The sequence below is a fragment of the Mesorhizobium sp. WSM4906 genome (genome assembly GCF_029674625.1).
Taxonomy (GTDB): domain Bacteria; phylum Pseudomonadota; class Alphaproteobacteria; order Rhizobiales; family Rhizobiaceae; genus Mesorhizobium.
Genome location: NZ_CP121355.1, coordinates 3,486,743 through 3,508,386, shown reverse-complemented (window position 1 = coordinate 3,508,386; position 21,644 = coordinate 3,486,743). Strand labels below are relative to the sequence as shown.

The following is a 21,644-nucleotide window of genomic DNA, read 5'->3' as shown; positions in this document are numbered from 1 at the left end:
GCTACTGGGCGGTGCTGGGTTGCGTCGCAGGCGCGGCAGGTGCCGTCGCAGGCGCGGCCGGTTGTCCAGGCACGGGCTTGCTTTCCGGATCGCGGAAATAACGGAAGAACTCGGACTCGGGCGACAGCACCATGGTCGTTCCGGTGTTGTCCAGCGCGGTGCCATAGGCATTCATCGAACGATAGAAATCGAAGAAAGCCGGATCTCGCTTGTACGCGTCTGCAAAGGTGGCGCTGCGCTGTGCGTCGCCTTCACCGCGCAGGATTTCCGATTCCTTCTGCGCCTCGGCGATGATCTCGACGACCTCGCGGTCGGCCCTGGCCCTGATGCGCTGCGCTGCCTCGTTGCCGCGCGCCCTCAGTCGCTCGGCTTCCGCCAGACGTTCGGCCTTCATGCGGTCATAGGTCTGCTGCGAGACTTCCGCGGTCAGATCCGTCCGGCGGATGCGCACGTCCTCGATGTCGAGGCCGAGCGATGTCGCGTCCGGGCGGAGTTGGTCACGCACCTCGCGCATCATGACGGCGCGCTCCTCTGAGAGCGCCGCCTCGAAGTCGCGCAGGCCGTAGACGCGGCGCAGCGCTGCATCGAGACGCGTCTTCAGGCGAGCCTCGGCGAGCTCCACCTGCCCCGACACCGCCGCGCGGAAGGTGCGCGGATCCGAGATGCGGTAGGCGATGAAGGCGTCTACCTCGTAGAACTTGCCGCCCGAAACCTGGACGCGGATGTTGTCGAGATCGAACCGCATCACTCTCTTCTCGATCATCTGGACGCTGTCGGCGTCGAAGAAAGCGAACGGCGCCTTGAAGTAGATGCCGGGCTCGCTCTTGACGTCGATGATCTCGCCGAACCTGAGCACGATCGCCTGCTGGCCGGCATTGACCACGAAGACGGCCGAGTAGAGCAGGAACAGAAGGACCGCCGCGATGACGGCGATGACTGGAAGACGGTTGGCCATCATTGGTTGCCTCCCAGCACCGGCGCCGGCGGCGCTTTCGGCTGCAGTGCCGGCAGCGGCAGATAGGGAAGCACACCTTGCCCGTTGCCCTGCTCGACGACGACCTTGTTCGAGTCCTTCAGGACCCTCTCCATCGTTTCCAGATAAAGCCGCTTGCGCGTCACGTCGGGCGCCTTGGCGTATTCGTTGTAGACGGAGATGAAGCGCTGGGCTTCACCTTCCGCTTCCTGCACGACGCGGTTCTTGTAGGCGGCGGCGTCCTCGCGGACCTGGGCCGCCTCGCCGCGCGCCTGGCCGAGCTTCTGGTTGGAATACTGATTGGCCTGCTCGACGAACTTGTCTTCGTCCTGCTCGGCGCGCTGCACCTCGTCGAAGGCATCGGCCACTTCGCGCGGGGGTGCGGCGTCCTCGATCGAGATCGCATTGACCTGCAGGCCGGCCTTGTAGCCGTCCAGCGTCGTCTGGATGATCTCGCGCACCGAGGCGGCGATGCCCTGGCGGTCGTCGCGGAAGATATCCTGCGCCGGCCGGCGGCCGACAGCCTCGCGCATGGCGCTTTCGGCCACTTGCGTCAGCATGCCGTCGGGATCCGAGACATCGAAGAGGTAGGCTCTGGGGTCGGAAACCTGATAGGCGACCGAGAACTGCACGTTGACGATGTTCTGGTCGCCGGAGAGCATCAGCCCGGAGCCGCTGGCCGATCCGCCACCAATGCTGACGAGCTGCTCGGATATCTTGGCCGTCTCGACCGTTTCGATCGGCCACCAGTGGAAATGCAGGCCTGGCTGCGAAAGCTCAGCCTTAGGTTTGCCGAAGCGCAATTCGACGGCAACCTCGTCAGGCTGCACGGTATAGATTGCCTTGAAGGCCCAAAGCACGACGAGCGCGAGCGCGATCAGCCCGAAGACGGCCGGGCTGGCGCCGCCGCCTCCCGGAAGCGCGCGCCGCAGTCTGTCCTGGCCGCGGCGAATGATGTCCTCGAGGTCAGGAGGGGAACCCTGTGGTCCGCTTGGCCCTTTGGGCCCCTGCCCCCAGGGTCCCTGATTGCCGCCGCCGCCCCAAGGGCCGCCGCCACCGCTCTTGTCGTTCCAGGGCATGAATGTCCTTTCGCTTCGGTTCCCTCAGGCCTTGCGGCGTGATCCTAGCGCATGACACCGAAAACCGGAATCGGTTTTCGGAAAGGAATCATGCGCCAAATCAAAGTTTTACAGCGGCCTCTTGCGCATCCGGTTGGACGCCCGGCGCTGTACTGTCGTTCTTCTATAGGGACGCCTTGACGCGCTTTCAACGCGGTCTGCCGCTCGCGCCGTCCGATTTGGGCCGGCAGCGACCCTTTGTCGTCGTCAATGACCGTCGCCGCGGCGCTCGTAGACCGTGTAGCGCGTCGCATGGCTGTCCTTCTCGCCTGCCGGAAAATCCTCGGAACGGACGATCCGCCAGATGGCCGGGTCGATCGGCGGGAAATGGGCGTCGCCATCGAGCTTGGCAAGCACATGGGTAACATGCAGGCGGTCGGCAAGCGGCAAGGCCTGGGAATAGATTTCGCCGCCGCCGACCACGCAGATCTCCTCGGCGCCTGCCATGCAGCGGCCGCGCACCTTGGCCAGCGTGATCGCCTCGTCGAGCGAATGCGCGACTTCGATACCGTCGGCGCGCCAGCCCTTGTCTCGTGTCACCACGATGTTGAGCCTTCCGGGCAGCGGCCGGCCGATACCTTCATAGGTCTTGCGGCCCATGATGATCGGCTTGCCCATCGTATCGGCCTTGAAACGCTTGAGATCGCTGGAAAGCCGCCACGGCAGCCCGCCTTCGCGCCCGATCACCCCGCTCTCGGCAATGGCGACATAGATCGCGATGTCCATCAGCCGCCATTCCCGCCATTGTCCGACGGCTCGAGCAGCAGGATGTCGATGTCGTGCTCGGGGTAAAAATCCTTGGCCGTCATCTCGAACGTGGTTGGGCCGATCTTGCGGACGTTGTCGCCGCAGAACGAAACCAGGTTCTTGGCGCTGCCCTTGTCGATGGTGAGCTTGAAATTGCCGATACTGCCGGACGCCCAGTTGCCGCCCGTGGTCAGGATGTAAGCGATACGGCTTTCGAAATATTTCGGATAGCCGTCGGGATTTTCCTTCGCCGCCTTGCGCACCGCGTTCTCGAACGTTCCGTCCATGCAGTACCGGGTCTTGTAGGCGTCATACTGCCCCTGGAACTTGCCGTCATAGTAGAAGCTGACCGAGGACGTGCCGCCGACGCTCGGCTTGTAGCGGTGCGAGACATGGACTTCCTTGTTGGCCGGGAAGGTCGAACGCCACCAATAGGTCGAGCGCAACTGCCAGAACGGCGCATAGGCGGTTTGCATGCCCGAACCGTCATCGGCGGTATCCTCGATGATGATGCCGCGGTTTTCCCAATCCTCGGCGACGTCCTTGGGGAGCTTCGCCAACGCCGCCTTGGCGGCGTCGCCGAATGGATAAAGCGGCACGTTCTGCGCCTTGAGATCGGCGGTGATGTCGATGCCCAGCGCAAACGCCCTTTGCTCGAGTTGCGGCTTCGCGTCGACGCCGTCGATCGTCACCTCGAAGCCGAGGAAATTGTCGCTCTGCGCGTCCGGAATGGCCGGCATCTCGTTCGGATCGCCCTCGATGTCGGGCATTGGGAACGCAACGATGGCGCTGACGTCCTTGTCGGTGTTGTTGCGGAAGACATAGTCGACCGTCACCTTCTCCGGCGAGATGAAAAGGTCCTCGCTTTCCATGGCGACGGCGTCGCTGCGCGACAGGATCAGCCCGCCTGTGCCGAGCTCGGCGACGGAATCGTTGGCAAAGGCCGGTGCGGCTAAAAACGCCAGCGCTGCGGCGAGGATAGTGCGTAACATGGATCCCCCTCTCGACGGCAATACCGGGACCACCCCGATGCGTGCTTCCATCTAGAGCAATTCCAGGAAAAGTGTGTAGCGGTTTTCCGTCCGGAATTGCGTAAACAGATAGCTAGAGCGGTTTGGCGTTTCTGCCAAACGGCGGACCGCTCTACCCGTTTCCATACGGCGTTTCAAAGCCCTGAGATCACGCATGGCTGCCTGCGCCTGTCTGGACACCGGCCGCCTGATCGGGCAGGAGAACCCGCATGCGCAAGCTTCTCGTCATCGGCATCGGCGCCGGCAATCCCGAACACATGACCATGCAGGCCATCAATAGCCTGAACCGCGCCGACGTGCTGTTCATTCCCGACAAGGGCGCAAGCAAGACCGATCTGGCGGAACTGCGCCGGCAGATCTGCGACCGCTTCGTCACCAATCCGAAGTCGCGCCGCGTCGAGTTCGACGTGCCGGTCCGGGCCGAGCCGACATCATCCTATCGCGTGACCGTCGACGACTGGCATGAGGCTATCGCCGAGATCTATGAGAGGCTGATCAGCGACGAGCTGGGTGAAAACGGCTGCGGCGCCTTCCTGATCTGGGGCGACCCCTCGCTTTATGACAGCGCGCTGCGCATCCTGGAGCGCGTGCGCCTCAGGGCCAATGTCGGTTTCGAGCTCGAGGTCGTTCCGGGCATCACCGCGATCCAGGCGCTGGCCGCCGCTCACGCGACCGCGCTCAACCGTATCGGTGACTCGATCCTGATCACCACCGGACGCCGGCTGACCGAAGAAGGGCTGCCGGCAAACGCTGCAACGACGGTTGTCATGCTCGACGGCAAATGCGCCTTCAACACGTTGGCCGATCAGGATGTCTTCATCCAGTGGGGCGCCTATCTCGGCACGCCGGACGAGATCATCGTCTCCGGCAGGCTCGGCGATGTCGGCGCCGAGATCGAAAGGATGCGTGAGGAAGCCCGGGAAAAAAAGGGCTGGATCATGGACACTTATCTGCTGAGGAAGTCAGGGGAGTAAGGCAGTATGGCAATAGGGAGTCGTCGATTGCCTTTGCGTTGAGCAACTCCAGAACATCATATCCTCCCCTACTCCCCTACTCCCCTACTCCCCTACCCGGCATCGATCTCCGCCTGCAAAGCCTGCATATGCACCGCGGCGGCGGAAGTGGCCGCGCGTTCTATGGCCCTGAAGCGGCTGACGACGGCGAGGCCCACGGCGGTCAATTGCGCGCCGCCGCCCTTCCTGCCGCCGGTCTGCGCGGCAACCAGGGGCTTGCCGAACACCCGGTTCATGTCCTCGACCAGATCCCAGGCGTGCTTGTAGGACATCTCCATGCCGCGCGCCGCGGCCGAGATCGAGCCGAAGGCGGCGATCTGCTCGAGAAGCTCGATCTTGCCCGGACCAATTCGTCCGTCGGGATCGAGGTTTATCCGCAGGCTCAGCGATGGCATTCCTTGTCCTTTGCGGTCACGTCCAGATTACCCCCTTTGCAGGCAAATCGCTATTCCAATGCAACATAGCGCCATGCTCTTCCGTCATCCGTCGGCCTCGACCGGCAGCCCGGGGCCAGTCGTCGTACCGTCGAAGCTCACGGTCTTGATCACCGCGAAGACCTTGCGGCCAAGCGCAAGGCGTAAGGTTTGTTTCGACTGCTCGGTGATGCTCGCCAGCACGATTGCGCCATTGCAGTCGATGGCGATCTCCACCGTAGGCCCGACGCCTGGCCTGACCGCGGCGATCGTCCCCGCCAGTATGTTGAGCGCGCTGAGGCCCGCCGGTTGCTCGGTCGCGATCATGACGTCTCGGGCCCGGATGCGCAGCCGCACCAGAGCTCCAGCTGCCAGTGGGAGGTGTGGCACGCGGATCTCGCCGGCCGGCGAGCCAAGCACCGTCATGCCGAAAGCCTCGTCGTGGCGCAGCACGCTGGTGTCGAGCACCGCGCCGCCCTCGCCGCGCTCCTCGGCCGGCAAAAGGTCTAGCCGCTGCATGATCGCTTCTGTCGGGCCGAAGGCCGCGACCTTGCCTTGCGAAAGCACCACCACGTCGCTCGCCAGCCGCGCCACCTCGGCAATGGAATGACTGACATAGGCGATCGGGATCTTCGTCTCGTCGCGCAGCCGCTCGATATAGGGCAGGATCTCGGCCTTGCGCGCCTCGTCCAGCGAGGCGAGCGGCTCGTCCATCAAGAGGAGTCTTGGACTGGCAAGCAGAGCCCGGCCGATCGCCACCCGCTGCTTTTCGCCGCCGGATAGTTTCGCCGGCCGCCGGTCGAGCAGAGGACCGATGCCGAGCAGATCGACCACCGCATCCACATTGGCGTAGCGCTCGGCAGGCGGCGTGAACCAGCGGCCATAACGCAGATTGCCGGCGACGCTCATATGCGGGAACAGGCGCGCGTCCTGGAACACCATTCCGATCCGCCGCTTGTGCATCGGCACGAAGATGCCGGCGGCGGTGTCCACCAGCACGCGGCCTTCGACCGCGATGCGCCCCTTCTGCGGCCTGATCAGTCCGGCAATCAGGTTGATCAGCGTCGTCTTGCCCGACCCCGAAGGCCCGAACAGCGCCGTCAGCCGGCCGGCGCTTTCGAAATCCGCTTCGATGGAGAAATCGCCGAGGCGATGATTGATGTCGACGAACAGCGTCATTCGATGTCCATCCGCCGGCCGACCCGCCGCGCAAGGACCTCGGAAGCCACTAGCGCCACCATCGAGATGACGACCGAGATCAGCGTCAGCCGCAGTGCCCCGGCGTCGCCGCCCGGCACCTGCGTGAAAGTGTAGATCGCCGAGGGCAGCGTCTGCGTCTCGTTGGGGATGTTGGAGACGAAGGTGATCGTCGCGCCGAACTCGCCCATCGCCTTGGCGAAGGAAAGGATCGCGCCGGCAATCAGCCCGGGCAGGATCAGCGGCAGCGTGATGGTGGCGAACACCCAGATCGGATTGGCGCCGAGCGTGCCGGCGGCCGCCTCCATCTTGCGGTCGACCGCCTCGATCGACAGCCGAATCGCCCGCACCATCAGCGGAAAGCCCATGACGCCGCAGGCGAGTGCCGCGCCTGTCCAGCGGAACGAAAAGACGATGCCGAAATGTTCGGCGAGAAAGGCGCCGGCCGGCCCGCGCCGGCCGAAGGTGAGCAGGAGCAGATAGCCGGTCACCACCGGCGGCAGGATCAGCGGCAGATGCACCAGCCCGTTGAGCAGGGTCTTGCCCCAGAACCGCCCCCTAGCCAGCAGGAGCGCGATCAATATGCCGGGTGGCAGGCTGGCGAACATCGCCACAGTTGCCACCTTGACCGACAGCCGGACCGCATTCCATTCGTCGGGAGTGAGGTCCAGCAGCCAATTCATATGCGGTGTAAGGTCTTTCTCAGTTGCTCGGCGCGAGCACCGTAAAACCCTGTTCCCTGAAGAGCGCCGCGGCCTTAGCCGACTCGACGCATTTCAGGAAGGCAGCCGTATCCTTGTCCTTCGAATCCGCCGTCTGGGCAATCGGGTAGATGATGGGCGGGTGCGAATCCTCGGGGAAGATTCCGACGACCTTCACGCCCTTCTCGGCATGTGCGTCGGTGGCATAGACGATGCCGAGCGGGGCTTCGCCCGTCGACACCAGCTTCAGCGCGGCGCGCACATTCTCGGCCTGCGCGACCTTGCCTTCGACCGAGGACCAGACGCCCAGGGATTCCAACGCCGCCTTGCCGTATTTGCCGGCCGGAACGGCCTTGACGTCGCCCATCGCGAGCCTGCCGTCGCCGATGAGCTTGGCGAGGTCGAAGCCCTTTTCGACCTTGGCCTCGACCGTGGAATCCTTCGGCGCCACCAGCACGATCTGGTTGCCGAGCAGCTTCACCTCGGTGTCCGGTTTGGTCAGCTTCTTGTCGGAGAGATACTTCATCCAGTCGAGGTCGGCCGAGACGAAAATGTCGGCCGGCGCGCCGCCTTCGATCTGCTTGGCAAGTGCCGAGCTTGCCGCATAGGAAATGGTCGCCGCTTCGCCGACTTCGGGCTCGCAGGCCTTGTTGACCGCATCGAGCGCGTCCTTGAGGCTGGCGGCGGCGAACACGATCACCTTGTCGTCGGCATGGGCCGCCGGCACGGCCGCCATCAACAGCGCCGTCAGACCGCCAACCGCGATCGCCTTCAACCCAAATCCCATGCCCGTCATGAAACCTCTCCCTGCTTTGCAATCCGTTCGGCCGAATGCCTTTGATCGATATATCCGGGTGAACATAACAAGGGAAGGCTTTTTACCTACAGCGCCGTTGTACGGCGAGGTCATCCCGGCCTACGATGAAGTCAGCTCTATACAGCGAAGACCAAGGAGAGGCAGATGAAGATCAGCGCCCGCAACATCCTGAAGGGCAAGGTCACCGAGATCACCAAGGGAGCGACCACCTCGCATGTCAGGATCGATATCGGCGGCGTCCTCGTCACCGCTTCGATCACCAACGAAGCGGTTGCCGATCTGCAGCTCGAGAAAGGCAAGCAGGCCTATGCGGTGATCAAGGCCTCCGACGTCATGGTCGGGATCGACTGAATGGGTTGGGCTCAGGAAGTCCCGGGCCTAGCACCTGAGGTGTGTTGAGATTCAGGTCAGGCCGAGCCGAAAATGGTGGTTTCCGAGAACCGGAGCGGAGCGTACTCAAAGTACGTGAGCACCGGAAGCGCAGGAAGCCGCCATTTTCGGCTCGGCCTGACCTGAATCTCAACACACCTCAAACTGCTATCGGCGCCTTGATGCTCGCATCCGCGAAATAATTCTCGAGGCGGAAATCCTCGAAGCGGAAGGCGAAAAGATCCTTCACCTCCGGGTTGATCCACATCGTCGGCAGCGGCTTCGGCGTGCGCCGCATCTGCTCGCGCGCCTGCTCGAAATGGTTCGAGTAAAGATGCGCATCGCCGAGCGTGTGCACGAAGTCGCCCGGCTTCAGCCCGGTGACCTGCGCCACCATCATGGTCAGCAGGGCATAGGACGCGATGTTGAACGGCACGCCCAGGAAGATGTCGGCCGAGCGCTGGTAAAGCTGGCAGGAAAGCCGACCTTCCGAGACATAGAACTGGAACAGGCAGTGGCAAGGCGGCAGCGCCATCGCCTCCACTTCGGCCGGGTTCCAGGCCGAGACGATCAGCCGGCGCGAATTGGGATTCTTGCGTATTTCCTTGAGAAGTCCGGCGATCTGGTCGATCTCGCCGCCATGCCCGTCCGGCCATGAGCGCCACTGCTTGCCATAGACGGGGCCGAGATCGCCGTTCTCGTCCGCCCATTCGTCCCAGATGGTGACGCCGTTGTTGTTGAGATATTTGATGTTGGTGTCGCCGGCCAGGAACCACAGCAGCTCGTGGATGATCGACTTCAGGTGCAGCTTCTTGGTGGTGGTGACCGGGAAGCCGCGCGAAAGGTCGAAGCGCATCTGATAGCCGAACACCGAGCGCGTGCCGGTACCGGTGCGGTCGCCACGGTCGGCGCCGTTTTCCAGCACATGCTTCAAAAGGTCGAGATATTGGCGCATCGGCTTCGCCTCGATTCGGGTGACAGGCGATCATAACCGACTGGCCGTCGGTCGAACACCGTAAAGCCTGCTACAAGTGGATTCGTGCGCCAGAGGCCGGCACCGGCACGACTCGTGCCGATCCGCCTGCGGAGAATCTTCAGAGAGAACCCAGTTTGCCCAGATCCTTGGCAACCAGGTAATAGAAGGTCACGCGGCTCTTGGTGTTGTCTGCGGCCATCGCCTTGCAGGTCTTCTCGATCGAGGCGTCGGCCTTCTTGGCGTCGGCGACGCCGAGCTTCTTGCCGACCCAATTCTCCCGGACGCGCTCGAGCTCCTTCGGGTCCGTGCAGGACACCAGCGAAGAATCGCGGTTCCTGAGCGCGATGCCCAGATGCTTGACGATCTTCTCGACCGCGTCGGCGCTGGCGCCGGCATCGTATTTCTTCACATCCGCAAGATAGTCGGCCATCGAACTTCCCCTCGTCGGCGCCACGGATCCGATCGATGAGGCATGTGGCGCGCCGCGCAACCTGTGCGCTAGGTCAGAGATTCCTCATCGCCGGCGGAGCTTCGATTGTGTAGGGGCGCAAGTCAACCCTCGGCTGTCGAGTTTGGCGCCGGGGACAAGTGCCGGTTTGGTCTTTCATTTTCCGCCATCGATCCCTATATTCGCTTCGTCGGCTTGACCGACTATGGCGATAAACAGGCGATGAAATAAGCCGTTCGGACCCGGGGGCGGTACCCGGCGCCTCCACCAAAAACCGCTCTGGATGACGGAGCGGCTTTTGCTGGGGGCGAAATAGGATCGACGAAGGTGTAAAGATCGTACTTTCGCCCGGCATTGTACCACCGTCATCGGGCTGAACTTATAGTTGCCAACGACAACTATGCGGAAGCTCGTCTCGCTGCTTAATGCAGTGCGAACGCTTCAAATCAAGCCCTAGGGGTTCGCACTTCTAGGCGGGGTTCGGAGGTACCTGGCAACAGAAACCTCCACCTTCTCCCCTCTTTCCCTGCAAATCAATTGAACGCCAAGGCTCGCCCGGCGCGCACGCGTCGTCCTGCCCGCCGTTCCTCAATCCATGGAAAAATCATGCAGAACGATTCCGATCGATTCTTCGTGCTGACCGGCGGTCCCGGTTCCGGCAAAACCACGCTCATCGAGGCACTGAAGACGGCTGGCTTCGCGACGGCGCCCGAGGCGGGGCGCGGCATCATCCGCGACCAGGTGGCGATCGGCGGCCCTGCCCTTCCCTGGCAGGACCGGGCGCTCTTTGCCGAGCTGATGCTGTCCTGGGAGCTGCGCTCCTGGCATGCGGCGCATGCCGAGCCCGGTCCGGTCTTCTTCGACCGCGGCGTGCCGGACACGATCGGCTATCTCAGGCTTTGCGGCTCGCCGGTGCCCGATCACGTCAAACGTGCGGCAACGGCATTCCGCTACGCGCATCGCGTCTTCATCGCGCCGCCATGGCCGGAAATCTTCACCCAGGACGAAGAGCGGAAACAGACACTCGACGAGGCCGAGCGCACCTTTCAATCGGTAGCGGGCGTCTATGCCGAACTTGGCTACGAGCTGGTGCCCTTGCCGCTCGCGACGGTGGAGGAGCGGGTGCGCTTCGTCCTCGATGCGGTCGGCCTGCCTGGGACCTGAAAAAAGCCGGGCAAGCCCGGCCTTTTTCGATCTTTTGTCGAGTCTCTTATTCGGCAGGCGCTTCCGCCGCTTCCCGCGCCCTGCCGAGTGTGACCTTCGCCAGCGTGAAGGAAATCACCGCGCAGAGCGTGATGCCGGCGACCATCGGCAACGGCGTGCCGTCGAAGAAGAGACCCGCCACACCCATCGCCAGCGCGCCGATGGCGAAGTGCAGCGTGCCCATCAGGGCCGAGGCCGTGCCGGCGATCTCGCCATGCTCTTCCATAGCCAGCACCGAGGTGGTCGGGATGACCAGCCCGAGGAAGCCGTAGCCGACGAAGAGCAGCGCCGCCATCACGTCGAGCCGGTCGACGCCAGACGCCATGATCGCGAACAGCGCCACCATCACCGTGGCGTAGCCGGTCACCGCCACCCAGACGACACGCTTCAAGCCGAAGCGGTCGGCCAGCATCCCGGTCAGCTGCGACATGCCGATGAAGGCGACCGCATTGATCGAGAAGAACACGCTGTAGACCGACGGCGACAGACCGTAATGGTTGATCAGGATGAAGGACGAGCTCGACAGATAGACGAAGAAGCTCGCGATGCCGAAGCCGGCGATCGCCGTCAGGCCGAGGAAGTTGCGATCACCCATCAGGTAGCGGTAGCCCGCCAGCGCCGTGCCGAAGGACGAGTTGGCGCGCTCGTCGACCGACCGCGTCTCCTTGAGCGCGGTGGCGAGCAGGACGGTGGCAAGTGCCGCGGCGCCCGTCACGGTCCAGAACACGGCGCGCCAGCCGAAGCTTTCGATGATCTGGCTCCCGGTCAGCGGCGCCAGAATCGGCGACACCGAGAACACCAGCATCAAGAGCGACATCAGCTTGGCCGCCTCGTTGCCGGTGTGCAGGTCGCGCACGATCGCGCGCGGCACCGCCATGCCGGCGCTGGCGCCGAGCCCTTGCAGGAAGCGGAAGGCGATAAGCCATTCGATGTTGGGCGCCATCGCCGAGCCGACGCCGCCGACCATGAACAGCGCGAGGCCGGCATAGAGCGGCAGCTTGCGCCCGATCATGTCGGAGATCGGTCCGACCACGATCTGGCCGAAACCCATCGACAGGAAGAAGATCAAGAGGCTCATCTGCACGGCGGCGGTGCCGGCATTGAGATCCTCACCGATCGAGGGCAGCGCGGGAAGATACATATCGATGGCGAAGGGGCCGATTGCAGACAACAAGCCGAGCACGACCGCAATGCGGAGGAATTTGGGACTCATGATAGGGCTTCTTTCGGATCTGGTTGCCGCCGTGGTCCGGCGTCTACCCAAGGACGTTCCATCCCGGGGAAATCCGACATCCGAGAGCAAACTTGTTCGTCTTTATCAGAGCGAATTCATCCGTCTGCCGGAGAGCGGCTTCCCTTTATCGTGTCCACAAATTTAGACAGGCTTGTCCAATTCGTCAATCACCGCTATATAGATTTTCATGAAGCCCGGCGTTTCTCCTGACACTTTCCCGCCACGCAGCCATGAGGCCAAGCGCATATCGGTGGTGGACGCTGCCGCTTCGGTTTTCTGCCGGCAAGGCTATGCCGGCGCCAATATCGACCTGATCGCGGCCGAGGCCGGCGTTTCGCGCCAGACGGTCTACAATCACCATGGCGACAAGGAAAAGCTCTTCATGGCCGTCGTGCGCGACCTGACCGAGCGCTGCAATGCCGGCATCTTCGCGACCATAGCCACCTTCCCCGACCAGCCCACCGATCTCGAATCCGATCTGGTCGCTTTCGCCGTGCGCATGAACCACAACTGCATCTGCAATCGCGACGGCCGCTTCCTGCGCAAGCTGATCCAGGCCGAAGGCGAGCGTTATCCGGAGCTTTTCGCCGAGTGGCGCGAACAGGGACCGGGCCGCACCTGGTCGGCGCTTGCCGCCCGCTTCGCGCGGCTTGCCTATGCCGGACACATGTCGATCGACGATCCGGACGTGGCGGCGCGCCAGTTCCTCGCTCTGGTCAACGCCGAACTGCAGATAACTTTCATGCTCGGCGGCATGCCGACAGAGGAAGAGGTATTGCGCTCCGCCACCAACGGCGTGCGGACCTTCCTCAGCGCCTTCGGCCGGCGGAAACCAGCGTCCGTCAGGCAGGCGGCCCTCGCCCACGCCTGAGCGATCAAATCACAGCCATCCCCTCTTGGCCTCGGCGTTAGGCACCTATATGCGGTTTACGCCGCGCCCAAGCTTGATTACAGCTATGCGGACGATTCAACGGAACCCGACCGTCAAATGGCCGACGACCACATCCGCTACGACATTCTGGCCCAGGAGGCATTGCGCGGTGTCATGCGCAAGGTCCTGGCCGAAGTCGCGCGCACCGGCCTTCCCGGCAATCATCATTTCTTCATCACCTTCCTCACCGGCGCGCCCGGCGTGCGCATTTCCTCACGGCTGCGCGAGCGCTATCCGGAACAGATGACCATCGTCATCCAATTCCAGTATTGGGATCTGAAGGTGACTGACACCGGTTTCGAGGTTGGACTCTCCTTCTCCGACGTGCCTGAAAAGCTCGAGATCCCCTTCTCCGCCGTACGCGGTTTCTACGATCCTTCGGTGAATTTCGAGCTCGAATTCGACGTCAAGGCCGAGGGTATTGCGGAAGACGACGCTGCCACGCCGGCCGCGGAGCCGATCGCGGTCGTGACCGAAAAGAAAACGGAATCGAAGAAGAAGGCCGCCGAGACCGAAAAGAAGCCTGCCGTGGCTGATACCGGCGGCAAAAGCGCCGACGTGGTTTCGCTCGACGCCTTCCGCAAGAAGTGACCGGGGACATGGGCGAGGTCGTCAATCTCCGCCAGGCCCGCAAGCAGAAAGCGCGCAGCGAGAAGGAACGCCTGGCCGACGAGAACCGCGCATTGCACGGTCGAACCAAGGCCGACCGCGAGCGCGACCGGCTGACGTCCGACCGGGCGGAAAGATTCCTGGACGGCCATCGCCGCGAAAAGTCCGGCGATCCGGACGGACGCTGAGCGCCTCCGATGGCCGCGGTCGAAAAGCGCTCGGTGACGATCCGCGGCCACCGCACCAGCTTTTCCCTGGAACAGCCTTTCTACGATGATCTCGTCACGATCGCGGCGCAACGCTCGATCTCGCTCGCGGCCCTCGTCGCCGAGATCGACGAAACGCGAACGCGCGACGCCAACCTTTCCTCCGCGCTGAGGCTCTATGTGCTGGCCTGGGCGAAGCGCGGCGGCAAGTCGCCTTGAAAGGCCTCACGCCGCGATATTGCCGATGCTTTGCTGTGCCCTGCGCTTGGCGGCAGAGCCGTCCGGTTGTCGGGCGGCGACATATCGCAACACGATATAATTCTTCAAGACTGTTTTCGACCGCAGTGCGCGTCATTTTGATCGCGTCAGGCCGCCCTGACTTTCGTGGGAGGAGCTGAGCTTTCGCAGGAAAGGCCTACAAGTCGAGGAATGACGCATCCGCAAAAACCGCGCCCCGCCATCAGCCAGGCCGACTACCAGCGGCTTTCCGAATTCCGCTACCTGATCCGCCGTTTCCTGGAATTCAGCCAGTTGCAAGCGAATGAGGCAGGCCTGACGCCGCGCCAGCACCAGGCGCTGCTGGCGATCAAGGGCTATCCCGGCGGCGGACCCGTGGCGGTCGGCGATCTGGCGGAGCGGCTGCGCATCCGCCATCACAGCGCCGTCGAACTGGTAAACCGCCTGAGTGAGGCGGGATTGGTCACAAGGGATCAGGACAAGGCCGACCACCGCCGCGTGCTCCTGCATCTCACCCCTCTTGCCGACGATCGCCTAGCCGAATTGTCGGCTGCCCATCTCGACGAACTTTCGCGGATCGAGCCCATGCTCAAGCGCCTGCTCTTTCGTCAGGAGCCGTCCTGAACGACGAACGTGGCCGGATGCCAGACCTGCGGCTTCCTGGTGGATGAGCCTTAACCGCCGTCCAGCGATTTCAGCAGATTCTCGATGGTGAAGGGGTTGGCCTTGGGCTTCGCCGGCAATGGAGGGGAATTCTCGTTGACGCCGGGAAGCGACCGATCGACCTTCGGCGCCTGCTCAGCCGCCTTGCGCTCGGCTTCCAGTCTCGCCTGCTCGGCCTTCTTGCGATCAGCTTCCTGCTTTGCCTGCTCCGCTTTCTTGCGGTCGGCCTCAGCCTGCGCCTTTGCCGCTTCATCGGCCGCCTCTTGTTCGGCCCGGGCCTTCGCGTCGGCTTCGGCCTGAGCCTTTGCCGCTTCATCGGCCGCCTCTTGCTCGGCCCTGGCTTTCGCATCGGCTTCCGCTTTTGCCCTTGCTTCTTCTTCCGCCTTGGCTTTCGCCTCATCTTCCGCTTTGGCTCGTGCCGCCGCCTCCGCTTCGGCTTTCGCCCTCGCCTCGGCCTCGGCTTTCTGCCGCGCCTCTTCCTCCTGCCGGCGCAATTCCTCGGCCGCCCGGTCGCGCTCGGCCTGCAGCGCAGCGTAATAGCGCACCTCGCGCCGCAGCCTCTGCTTCTCGAGCAATTCCGCCTGCATCGCTTCGACCCGCTGCTGCTCCTTCTCCAGCGCGCGCTGTGTCAGGAACTGCGCCAGTGGCGCGCTGTCGAACTGAAGCGCCGTTGCCCCGAGCGGGCCGGCGAGACTGAAATTCACGGCCGGTTCGGAGCCGACCAGCGCCTCGTCGCCCGGTCGGTAGGTGATCGAGCCGCTGGCAGCCACGCTGCTCGCATCGAGGTTGGCGGTGACGTCCGCCGACAGTGTCGCCGCCGGATTGTCGAGGCTGATCGGCGGCGCCCGCAGCATGCCGTTGGCGACGGTGAAGGCGATATCTGTGTCGCCGGCCGCAAAACTTCCCTGCCCGGCGATCTGTGGCGCGAAGCCGCCGGTCTTGGCGGCATCGATGTCGCGCCCGATCGCATCGGCCTTGGCGATGATGGCGGCAAAGGCGTCGGGATTGATGCCGGCAATGCTCAGTCCTTTCAGCGCCGCGGTGCCGGACCCCGACAAAGCGGCAATCATGGCATCCACGGACTTGCCGCTGGTCGACAGCGCGGCCGAAATGTCGCCGCTGCCGCTGATGCCGGCATCCGGCAGCACTGCGGTAAGATCGCTGCCCGCAAGCTTCAATTGACCCGACAACAAGCCGGTGCCGTCCGTGTTCTTGAGCTCGAACAGGCCGGTCAGCGCGCCGCCGTAGAGTTTGGCCTTGAGGTCCGAGACATGGATGCCTTCCCGGTCGAGCTTCAGCGACAGCGCCGCATCATGCGCCGTGGCAAACGGTCCGGCGGCAAGAGCCGCCGCGTTGAGGTCGAGATCGGCACTGAAAGGCAGCGTCGACTTCTGGCTGAACGGCGCCGTCGGCCAGCCACCGCCTTTCGCGGCAAGGAAGGACTGGTCGCCGAACAGCGACACCGCAAGCGGGTCGAGGTCGAGCTCTTCGAGCGCCAGCGCGCCGGCAATATGCGGCAGCCCGTCCTTGCTGTCGACATTGACGTCGCCGGACACCGCCGCCTTGTTGATGGCGCCGCTCAGCCCGCTCAGCACCAAAAGCCCATTGCCGAAATCGGCGTCGGCGGCGAGCGTTGTCGAAGTGCCGGTTCCCATGCCGGGCAGCCCGACGCCGGTCGTCATCAGCCATGGCTCGATATCGGCGGCGTCGAGGTTGACCTTGCCCTTGGCGGTGGCGCCTTGCTCCGTCTCGGCGACTGTCCCGTCGAAGCTCGCCCTGAAATCGTCGGCCGTCAGGTTGAAGCTGGTCGCCAGCCCGCCGCCCAGCGAGCCTTTCGCCGTGACATCGGTGGTTGCCTGTCCAAGCATGCCGAGCGGCAGCGCCGGCAGGCCGTAAAGCGCGAGCAGCGTGGCGGCATTCTGGTTCCTGGCATTGAAGGTGATCGACACCGGCGCATCGAGAAGCCGGTCCGGCATTCCCCTGCCCGAGAGCGACGCCGAGAAGGCGGAACCGCCGGCCTTGCCCTGCGCCGACAGCGCGAGCCCGGTGGTGCCGTCGCCATTGTCGGCGGCGCTTGTCACCAGGTCGACGCGGGCGTCCTGGAACAGTTCCGGATAGGCGGTCGCGCGGGCGGCCAGACCCTTCAGAACCTGATTGCCCGGATAATGCTGCGCCGCGACGTCGATGAGCGGCTTGAGATCGACGGCCACGACGGATGCGTCGAGCTTGCCCGTCGGGCTTTCCGGAAAGTCCTTGATACGCCCCGTGGCGCTGATCGATGCGCCGGCAAGCCCGCCGATCGAGAGCCGGTCGATCTCGAGCAGGCCTTGGCGCAGCCGCAACGCCGCATCCACAGTGTCGGCCGTCAGTCCGGCGGCGCTGACCGGACCCGCCTTGATCTGGAAATCGAGGTCGCGGTCGGCGAAGCGGTTGGCGCCCTTGTCGCTGACGAAGATCGAGGCGAAGGCCGCCAGCCCGTCGACGTCGAGTTCGCCGCCCGCCAGTTGCATCAGCACAGAGGGCTTTGCGCCGTCGGGCTGGCTGGAATCGATGCGGCCGGAAAATTTGGCCTTGCCAAGGATGAGCTCGAGGTCGCTGAAGGACTGCCGGTTCTCGCTGAGATCGACCTTGGCCTTGAAGCCCGCCGCCGGCAGACGCCGGATTGCCTCGTCGACATCCTTCGACAGCCAGGCGGCGAAACCGGATGGCTGCCCCACGGCAAGCAGCAAGGAGCCGGTGAAGCCGAAATGGTCCTCGACGCTCAGCATGCCGTCGGCCTCGAGCGTTGCCCGGCCCGGCAGCGTCGCGGCAAGCGACTTCACCGACCAGCCGCCCTCGACCGGCTCCGCCGAAAGCCGCACGTCGCGCACCGTCGTGTCGCCTGCCACCACCGCCGGCAGCCTGACTTCGACCCTGCCCGGTATCGTCGGCTTCGGCATGTGCTGAAGCGTCTGCTCGAACGCCGCGATGCGCTGGTCGAGCGTCAGCCCGGTTCCGGCGGACGCGCCCACCGCCTCGTCGAACTGCACCTGCGCGCCGCTGGCCTCGATCGAGAAATGCGGCTTGAGGCCGAGATCGACCGAGGCCTTGCCGTCGGCGGTGTAGGGATCGTCGAGCGGCCCGGTTTCGAAGCGGAATTCGTCGACGTTAAGCTTCTGGTGGTCGAGCGCGAACTTGCCGTTCAGCCGGAAGCCCGGATCGGGCTTGCCGGCGCCGGCCTTGACCGGTTCCGCGCCGCGCGGTTCGACCGAGTTCGCTTCGGCCCTGTCTGCGTTTGCGATCTTGAACTGGCCGGAATAGACGGCCGCGCCCTTGACGATGCCGGCATTGCCGTCGGTCTCGAAGGCCAAAGGGTAGGCGTCTGGACCGGCCTTCACCCGTAGCCGCATCTGGCCGTCTGCCTCGACCTTGCCGGTGGAGGCAGAGACCTCCGTGCGCATGCCATCGAAGCGCAGCCTGCCATCCATCCGCCATGGACCAGCGAGCGACTTGGCGGAAATCGTCGTGTCGATCTCGCTAATCAGGTGACTGCGCCCGCCGGCGGCATGGCGCAGCTCGATCTGCCCTTCGGTCACCGTCAGCTTCTCGATCGCGATCTGGCTCGGATTGAATGGCGTCGACGGCCGGATAGCCCAGTCGACCGTGCCGTCGCCGGCGACGTCGATGGTCGCCTTTGGATGCACCAGCCGCATGTCGAAGATCAGCAGCTCGCCACGCAGGAATGGCGCAAGCTCGGCATCCATGGAGAAGGTTTCGACCGTCATCGCCGGCTGGCCCCCAGGACCGCCTGCGACCTCCACGTTCGAGAAGGTCACCGAAGGGAACGGCAAAAGCCGCGCGGTCGCATCGCCCTTCACCGTCACCTTGCGGCCGAGAATGGTGCTCGCCTCGCGCTCGAAATCGGCGCGGTAGCCGGTCCAGTCGATGAAATACGGCACCACCAGCGCCGCGCACAGCACCAGCACGAACAGGCCACCGAAGATCACGAACAGGCGAGCGAGCATCTGCTCCAGAACGTAGGATTAAAGTCAGCCGCACTCTACCCGCATCCGCGTGTCGATAAAGAGGCAATTCGCCTTGGCCATCCTGTCAAAACGCAGGCACCGCCGGCTGTTGCGCGATCGCCTGCGGTCGCGATATCGTTTCGGCATCCTTCCCGAGCGGCTTGCCGCGATCCTTGAGCCAACCTAGAAGCGGAGCGTTCCCGATGTCAGGCAAGAACTGGGACAGGGTGCCGATCGACGCGCAGAGCGTCGACGCTCCGCTGTCGCTCGCCGCGGTCTTCCTCGTCGTTACGGTCGGCAGCGATCATGCGGCCCTGGCGAACGTGGCTTCGGTGCTCGGCGCGCTTGACGATCTCGTCAAGAATGTCGGCTTCCGCGACCTGTCCGGCCGTTTGTCGTGCATCGCCGGCATCGGCGCCGACCTTTGGGCGCGTCTTTCCCCGGACCGGCGGCCGCGCGAGCTGAAAGCCTTTGCGCCGGTCAGGGGATCGGTCCATTCGGCGCCGTCGACGCCGGGCGATCTCCTCTTCCACATCCGTGCCGAACGCTCCGACATGTGCTTCGAGTTCGAGCGCATCCTGCTGGACAGCCTGGGCGGCAACGTGACTGTCGTCGACGAAGTTGCCGGCTTTCGCTATTTCGACGCGCGCGACCTGCTCGGCTTCGTCGACGGCACCGCCAACCCGACCGGTCTCGACCTGCCGACCTCTGCCCTTGTCGGCGACGAGGACGCCGACTTCGCCGGCGGGAGCTACGTCGTCGTGCAGAAATATTTGCACGACATGGCCGCCTGGGCGGAAACGCCGACGCATCTCCAGGAGGAGATCATCGGCCGCACCAAGATCGACAACATCGAGATCGATGACGACGACAAGCCGCGCAAGTCGCACAAGTCACTGGCCACCATCGAGGACGACGCCGGCAACGAATACGATATCCTGCGCGACAACATGCCTTTCGGGCGGCCGGGGCAGAAGGAGTTCGGGACCTATTTTATCGGCTACACGCGCTATCTGTGGGTGATTGAGAAAATGCTGCAGCGCATGTATGTCGGCGAGCCGCCGGGCGCCTACGACCGGCTGCTCGACTTCTCGACACCGCATACCGGCACGACCTTTTTCGCGCCGACCCGGCCGATGCTGCAGAAGCTCGTCGAGGGGGCGCAGGAGTAGAGCTGGCGGCTGGTCACCCGGTCGCCGGCAGGATCTTGCCCGGGTTCATGATGTTCAGCGGATCGAGCGCCTGCTTGATCGTGCGCATGACGTCGACGCCGTGGCCGAGCTCGTGGCGCAGGAAACCGACCTTGCCCTGGCCGATGCCATGCTCGCCGGTGCAGGTGCCTTCCATCGCGATCGCGCGCATGTTGAGCCTGGCGACGAATTTTTCCGCAAGCGCGATCTCTTTTGGGCTGTCGACGTCCATCAGCACCAGCACATGGAAATTGCCGTCGCCGGCATGGCCGACGATGGGTGCTACCAGCCCCATCTCGGCGATGTCGGCCTCGGTTTCGGTGACGCATTCAGCGAGCCGCGAGATCGGCACGCAGACATCGGTCGAAAGCCCCTTGGCGCCGGGGCGCAAGGTCAGCGACGACCAATAGGCGTCGTGCCGCGCCTTCCAGAGCTTCGTCCGCTCTTCCGCGACGCTGGTCCACAGGAACGGCCCGCCGCCATTTTCCTCGGCGATCATGCCGAACGTCTCTGCCTGTTCGGCGACGCCGGCATCGCTGCCATGGAATTCGACGAACAGGCATGGGCTTTCCGGATAGTCGAGCTTCGAATAGTTCTTCATTGCCCGCATCTGCAGCGCGTTGACCAGTTCGATACGCGCCACCGGGATGCCCATCTGAATGGTCGCGATCACCGTGTTGCAGGCCGCCTCCAGGCTGGGAAACGGACAGACGCCGCCGGAGATCGCCTGCGGTATGCCCTGGAGTCTCAGCGTCAGCGACGTGATGATGCCGAGCGTGCCTTCCGAGCCGACCAGCAGCCGCGTCAGGTCGTAGCCGGCCGAGCTCTTCTTCGCCCGCTTGCCGGTCGTCACCGCTTCGCCATCGGCCATCACAGCGGTCAGCGACAGCACGTTCTCGCGCATGGTGCCGTAGCGCACGGCGTTGGTGCCGGAGGCGCGCGTCGCCGCCATGCCCCCGAGCGAGGCGTTGGCGCCGGGATCGATCGGGAAGAACAGACCGGTGTCGCGCAAATGCCGGTTGAGGTCTTCGCGCGTCACGCCGGGCTCGACCGTGCAGTCGAGATCCTGCGGATTGACCGAAAGGATGCGGTTCATGCGCGAGGTGTCGATCGAGATGCCGCCGCCCGGCGCGTTGGTGTGGCCCTCGAGCGAGGAGCCGACGCCGAAGGCGATGACCGGCACGCGGTGCGCGGCGCAGGCGCGCACGATCTCCTGCACCTCCGGAGTCGATTCGGCGAAGACGACGCCGTCCGGCGCCTGGGTCGGGATATAGGTGGTGGTGTGCGCGTGCTGGCTGCGGATCGCCTCGCCGGTCTGAAAACGCTCGCCGAACTGTTGCTTGAGGATGCCGAGCACTGTGGCGATGCCTTCCTCGTTGCGCTCGACGGGATTGAGGTCGCTCAAAGCCATGATTTCCTCCGCGAATGGACCAGTGGCCACTCTTGTAATGCAGCTATGGATGATGCCTAAAGCAATTCCAGGAAAAGTGTGAAGCGGTTTTCCGTCCGGAATTGCGCCAAACAACCAGAACCGCACCAGCCACACCCTGTCCAGCGACGATCA

The 21,644-nt window shown here is 64.1% G+C and carries 22 protein-coding genes and 1 other RNA gene; 10 read left to right on the top strand and 13 right to left on the bottom strand.

What is annotated here, in order from left to right; genetic code table 11:
* Position 1: 1 nt before the first annotated feature.
* From QAZ22_RS16670 to QAZ22_RS16655, 4 genes are all read right to left on the bottom strand, one after another.
* Entirely contained in the window at positions 2 to 955 is a 954-nt protein-coding gene (locus QAZ22_RS16670; RefSeq protein WP_278207865.1) for a protease modulator HflC, read from the bottom strand.
* Positions 955 to 2,052, bottom strand: a complete 1,098-nt coding sequence (gene hflK / locus QAZ22_RS16665; protein WP_278201845.1) for an FtsH protease activity modulator HflK — start codon at positions 2,050 to 2,052, stop codon at positions 955 to 957. The genes QAZ22_RS16670 and hflK overlap by 1 nt, the downstream gene beginning before the upstream one ends.
* A 246-nt stretch (positions 2,053 to 2,298) precedes the next feature.
* A complete protein-coding gene (locus tag QAZ22_RS16660; RefSeq protein WP_278201844.1) occupies positions 2,299 to 2,817 on the bottom strand; it encodes a dihydrofolate reductase in 519 nt (172 codons plus the stop codon).
* On the bottom strand, positions 2,817 to 3,830 hold the full coding sequence (locus QAZ22_RS16655) for a DUF4424 domain-containing protein (protein WP_278201843.1): 1,014 nt from the start codon (positions 3,828 to 3,830) through the stop codon (positions 2,817 to 2,819). The genes QAZ22_RS16660 and QAZ22_RS16655 overlap by 1 nt, the downstream gene beginning before the upstream one ends.
* Before the next feature lie 248 nt (positions 3,831 to 4,078).
* On the opposite strand from QAZ22_RS16655, the gene cobF reads away from it, so the two are divergent.
* Positions 4,079 to 4,843: a precorrin-6A synthase (deacetylating) gene (gene cobF / locus QAZ22_RS16650; protein ID WP_278201842.1), complete on the top strand. Its 765-nt coding sequence runs from the start codon at positions 4,079 to 4,081 to the stop codon at positions 4,841 to 4,843.
* A 92-nt stretch (positions 4,844 to 4,935) separates the two neighbouring features.
* On the opposite strand, the gene QAZ22_RS16645 is transcribed toward cobF, so the two are convergent.
* The 4 genes from QAZ22_RS16645 to modA all read right to left on the bottom strand — a co-directional run bounded on the left by QAZ22_RS16645 (position 4,936) and on the right by modA (position 7,989).
* Positions 4,936 to 5,277, bottom strand: coding sequence for a winged helix-turn-helix domain-containing protein (locus QAZ22_RS16645; RefSeq protein WP_278072787.1), 342 nt, complete (start codon positions 5,275 to 5,277; stop codon positions 4,936 to 4,938).
* An 84-nt stretch (positions 5,278 to 5,361) separates the two neighbouring features.
* Positions 5,362 to 6,474: a molybdenum ABC transporter ATP-binding protein gene (modC, locus tag QAZ22_RS16640; RefSeq protein ID WP_278201841.1), complete on the bottom strand. Its 1,113-nt coding sequence runs from the start codon at positions 6,472 to 6,474 to the stop codon at positions 5,362 to 5,364.
* Positions 6,471 to 7,175: a molybdate ABC transporter permease subunit gene (gene modB, locus QAZ22_RS16635; RefSeq protein WP_278072785.1), complete on the bottom strand. Its 705-nt coding sequence runs from the start codon at positions 7,173 to 7,175 to the stop codon at positions 6,471 to 6,473. Before modB ends, modC begins: the two co-directional genes overlap by 4 nt.
* 19 nt (positions 7,176 to 7,194) lie before the next feature.
* Positions 7,195 to 7,989 (bottom strand): molybdate ABC transporter substrate-binding protein, encoded by a 795-nt coding sequence (gene modA / locus QAZ22_RS16630; RefSeq protein WP_278201840.1) that lies wholly within the window; start codon positions 7,987 to 7,989, stop codon positions 7,195 to 7,197.
* Between the two features lie 165 nt (positions 7,990 to 8,154).
* On the opposite strand from modA, the gene QAZ22_RS16625 reads away from it, so the two are divergent.
* A complete protein-coding gene (locus QAZ22_RS16625; protein ID WP_278201839.1) occupies positions 8,155 to 8,361 on the top strand; it encodes a molybdopterin-binding protein in 207 nt (68 codons plus the stop codon).
* Between the two features lie 178 nt (positions 8,362 to 8,539).
* On the opposite strand, the gene QAZ22_RS16620 is transcribed toward QAZ22_RS16625, so the two are convergent.
* The gene (locus QAZ22_RS16620; RefSeq protein WP_278201838.1) at positions 8,540 to 9,334 is read right to left on the bottom strand and encodes a thymidylate synthase; all 795 of its coding nucleotides are present in this window, start codon (positions 9,332 to 9,334) and stop codon (positions 8,540 to 8,542) included.
* 139 nt (positions 9,335 to 9,473) lie between these two features.
* Positions 9,474 to 9,785 (bottom strand): DUF2853 family protein, encoded by a 312-nt coding sequence (locus QAZ22_RS16615; protein WP_278072782.1) that lies wholly within the window; start codon positions 9,783 to 9,785, stop codon positions 9,474 to 9,476.
* 168 nt (positions 9,786 to 9,953) lie between these two features.
* On the opposite strand from QAZ22_RS16615, the gene ssrA reads away from it, so the two are divergent.
* Together ssrA and QAZ22_RS16605 are read left to right on the top strand one after the other, a co-directional pair.
* Positions 9,954 to 10,314, top strand: a transfer-messenger RNA (tmRNA) gene (gene ssrA / locus QAZ22_RS16610).
* A gap of 95 nt (positions 10,315 to 10,409) precedes the next feature.
* Positions 10,410 to 10,967, top strand: coding sequence for an AAA family ATPase (locus tag QAZ22_RS16605; RefSeq protein ID WP_278201837.1), 558 nt, complete (start codon positions 10,410 to 10,412; stop codon positions 10,965 to 10,967).
* A 46-nt stretch (positions 10,968 to 11,013) separates the two neighbouring features.
* On the opposite strand, the gene QAZ22_RS16600 is transcribed toward QAZ22_RS16605, so the two are convergent.
* Positions 11,014 to 12,219 carry a multidrug effflux MFS transporter gene (locus QAZ22_RS16600; protein WP_278201836.1) on the bottom strand — a complete coding sequence of 402 codons (1,206 nt, stop codon included), beginning with the start codon at positions 12,217 to 12,219 and terminating at the stop codon, positions 11,014 to 11,016.
* Positions 12,220 to 12,427: 208 nt separating this feature from the next.
* On the opposite strand from QAZ22_RS16600, the gene QAZ22_RS16595 reads away from it, so the two are divergent.
* The 5 genes from QAZ22_RS16595 (at position 12,428) to QAZ22_RS16575 (ending at position 14,847) form a co-directional block, all read left to right on the top strand.
* Complete coding sequence (locus tag QAZ22_RS16595; protein WP_278201835.1) at positions 12,428 to 13,111, top strand: TetR/AcrR family transcriptional regulator; 684 nt, start codon at positions 12,428 to 12,430, stop codon at positions 13,109 to 13,111.
* A 117-nt stretch (positions 13,112 to 13,228) separates the two neighbouring features.
* Positions 13,229 to 13,762 carry an SspB family protein gene (locus QAZ22_RS16590; RefSeq protein ID WP_278201834.1) on the top strand — a complete coding sequence of 178 codons (534 nt, stop codon included), beginning with the start codon at positions 13,229 to 13,231 and terminating at the stop codon, positions 13,760 to 13,762.
* Positions 13,763 to 13,770: 8 nt separating this feature from the next.
* Positions 13,771 to 13,968 (top strand): DUF4169 family protein, encoded by a 198-nt coding sequence (locus tag QAZ22_RS16585; protein WP_278201833.1) that lies wholly within the window; start codon positions 13,771 to 13,773, stop codon positions 13,966 to 13,968.
* A gap of 9 nt (positions 13,969 to 13,977) precedes the next feature.
* Complete coding sequence (locus tag QAZ22_RS16580) at positions 13,978 to 14,205, top strand: ribbon-helix-helix domain-containing protein (protein WP_192245559.1); 228 nt, start codon at positions 13,978 to 13,980, stop codon at positions 14,203 to 14,205.
* Positions 14,206 to 14,415: 210 nt separating this feature from the next.
* Positions 14,416 to 14,847 (top strand): helix-turn-helix domain-containing protein, encoded by a 432-nt coding sequence (locus QAZ22_RS16575; protein WP_278201832.1) that lies wholly within the window; start codon positions 14,416 to 14,418, stop codon positions 14,845 to 14,847.
* A gap of 50 nt (positions 14,848 to 14,897) precedes the next feature.
* On the opposite strand, the gene QAZ22_RS16570 is transcribed toward QAZ22_RS16575, so the two are convergent.
* Positions 14,898 to 18,890: an AsmA family protein gene (locus QAZ22_RS16570; protein ID WP_278201831.1), complete on the bottom strand. Its 3,993-nt coding sequence runs from the start codon at positions 18,888 to 18,890 to the stop codon at positions 14,898 to 14,900.
* A gap of 203 nt (positions 18,891 to 19,093) precedes the next feature.
* Here QAZ22_RS16570 and QAZ22_RS16565 point away from each other — a divergent pair, with 203 nt between their 5' ends.
* A complete protein-coding gene (locus QAZ22_RS16565) occupies positions 19,094 to 20,062 on the top strand; it encodes a Dyp-type peroxidase (protein WP_278201830.1) in 969 nt (322 codons plus the stop codon).
* 13 nt (positions 20,063 to 20,075) lie between these two features.
* On the opposite strand, the gene QAZ22_RS16560 is transcribed toward QAZ22_RS16565, so the two are convergent.
* Entirely contained in the window at positions 20,076 to 21,491 is a 1,416-nt protein-coding gene (locus QAZ22_RS16560) for an FAD-linked oxidase C-terminal domain-containing protein (protein ID WP_278201829.1), read from the bottom strand.
* Between the last annotated feature and the right edge of the window lie 153 nt (positions 21,492 to 21,644).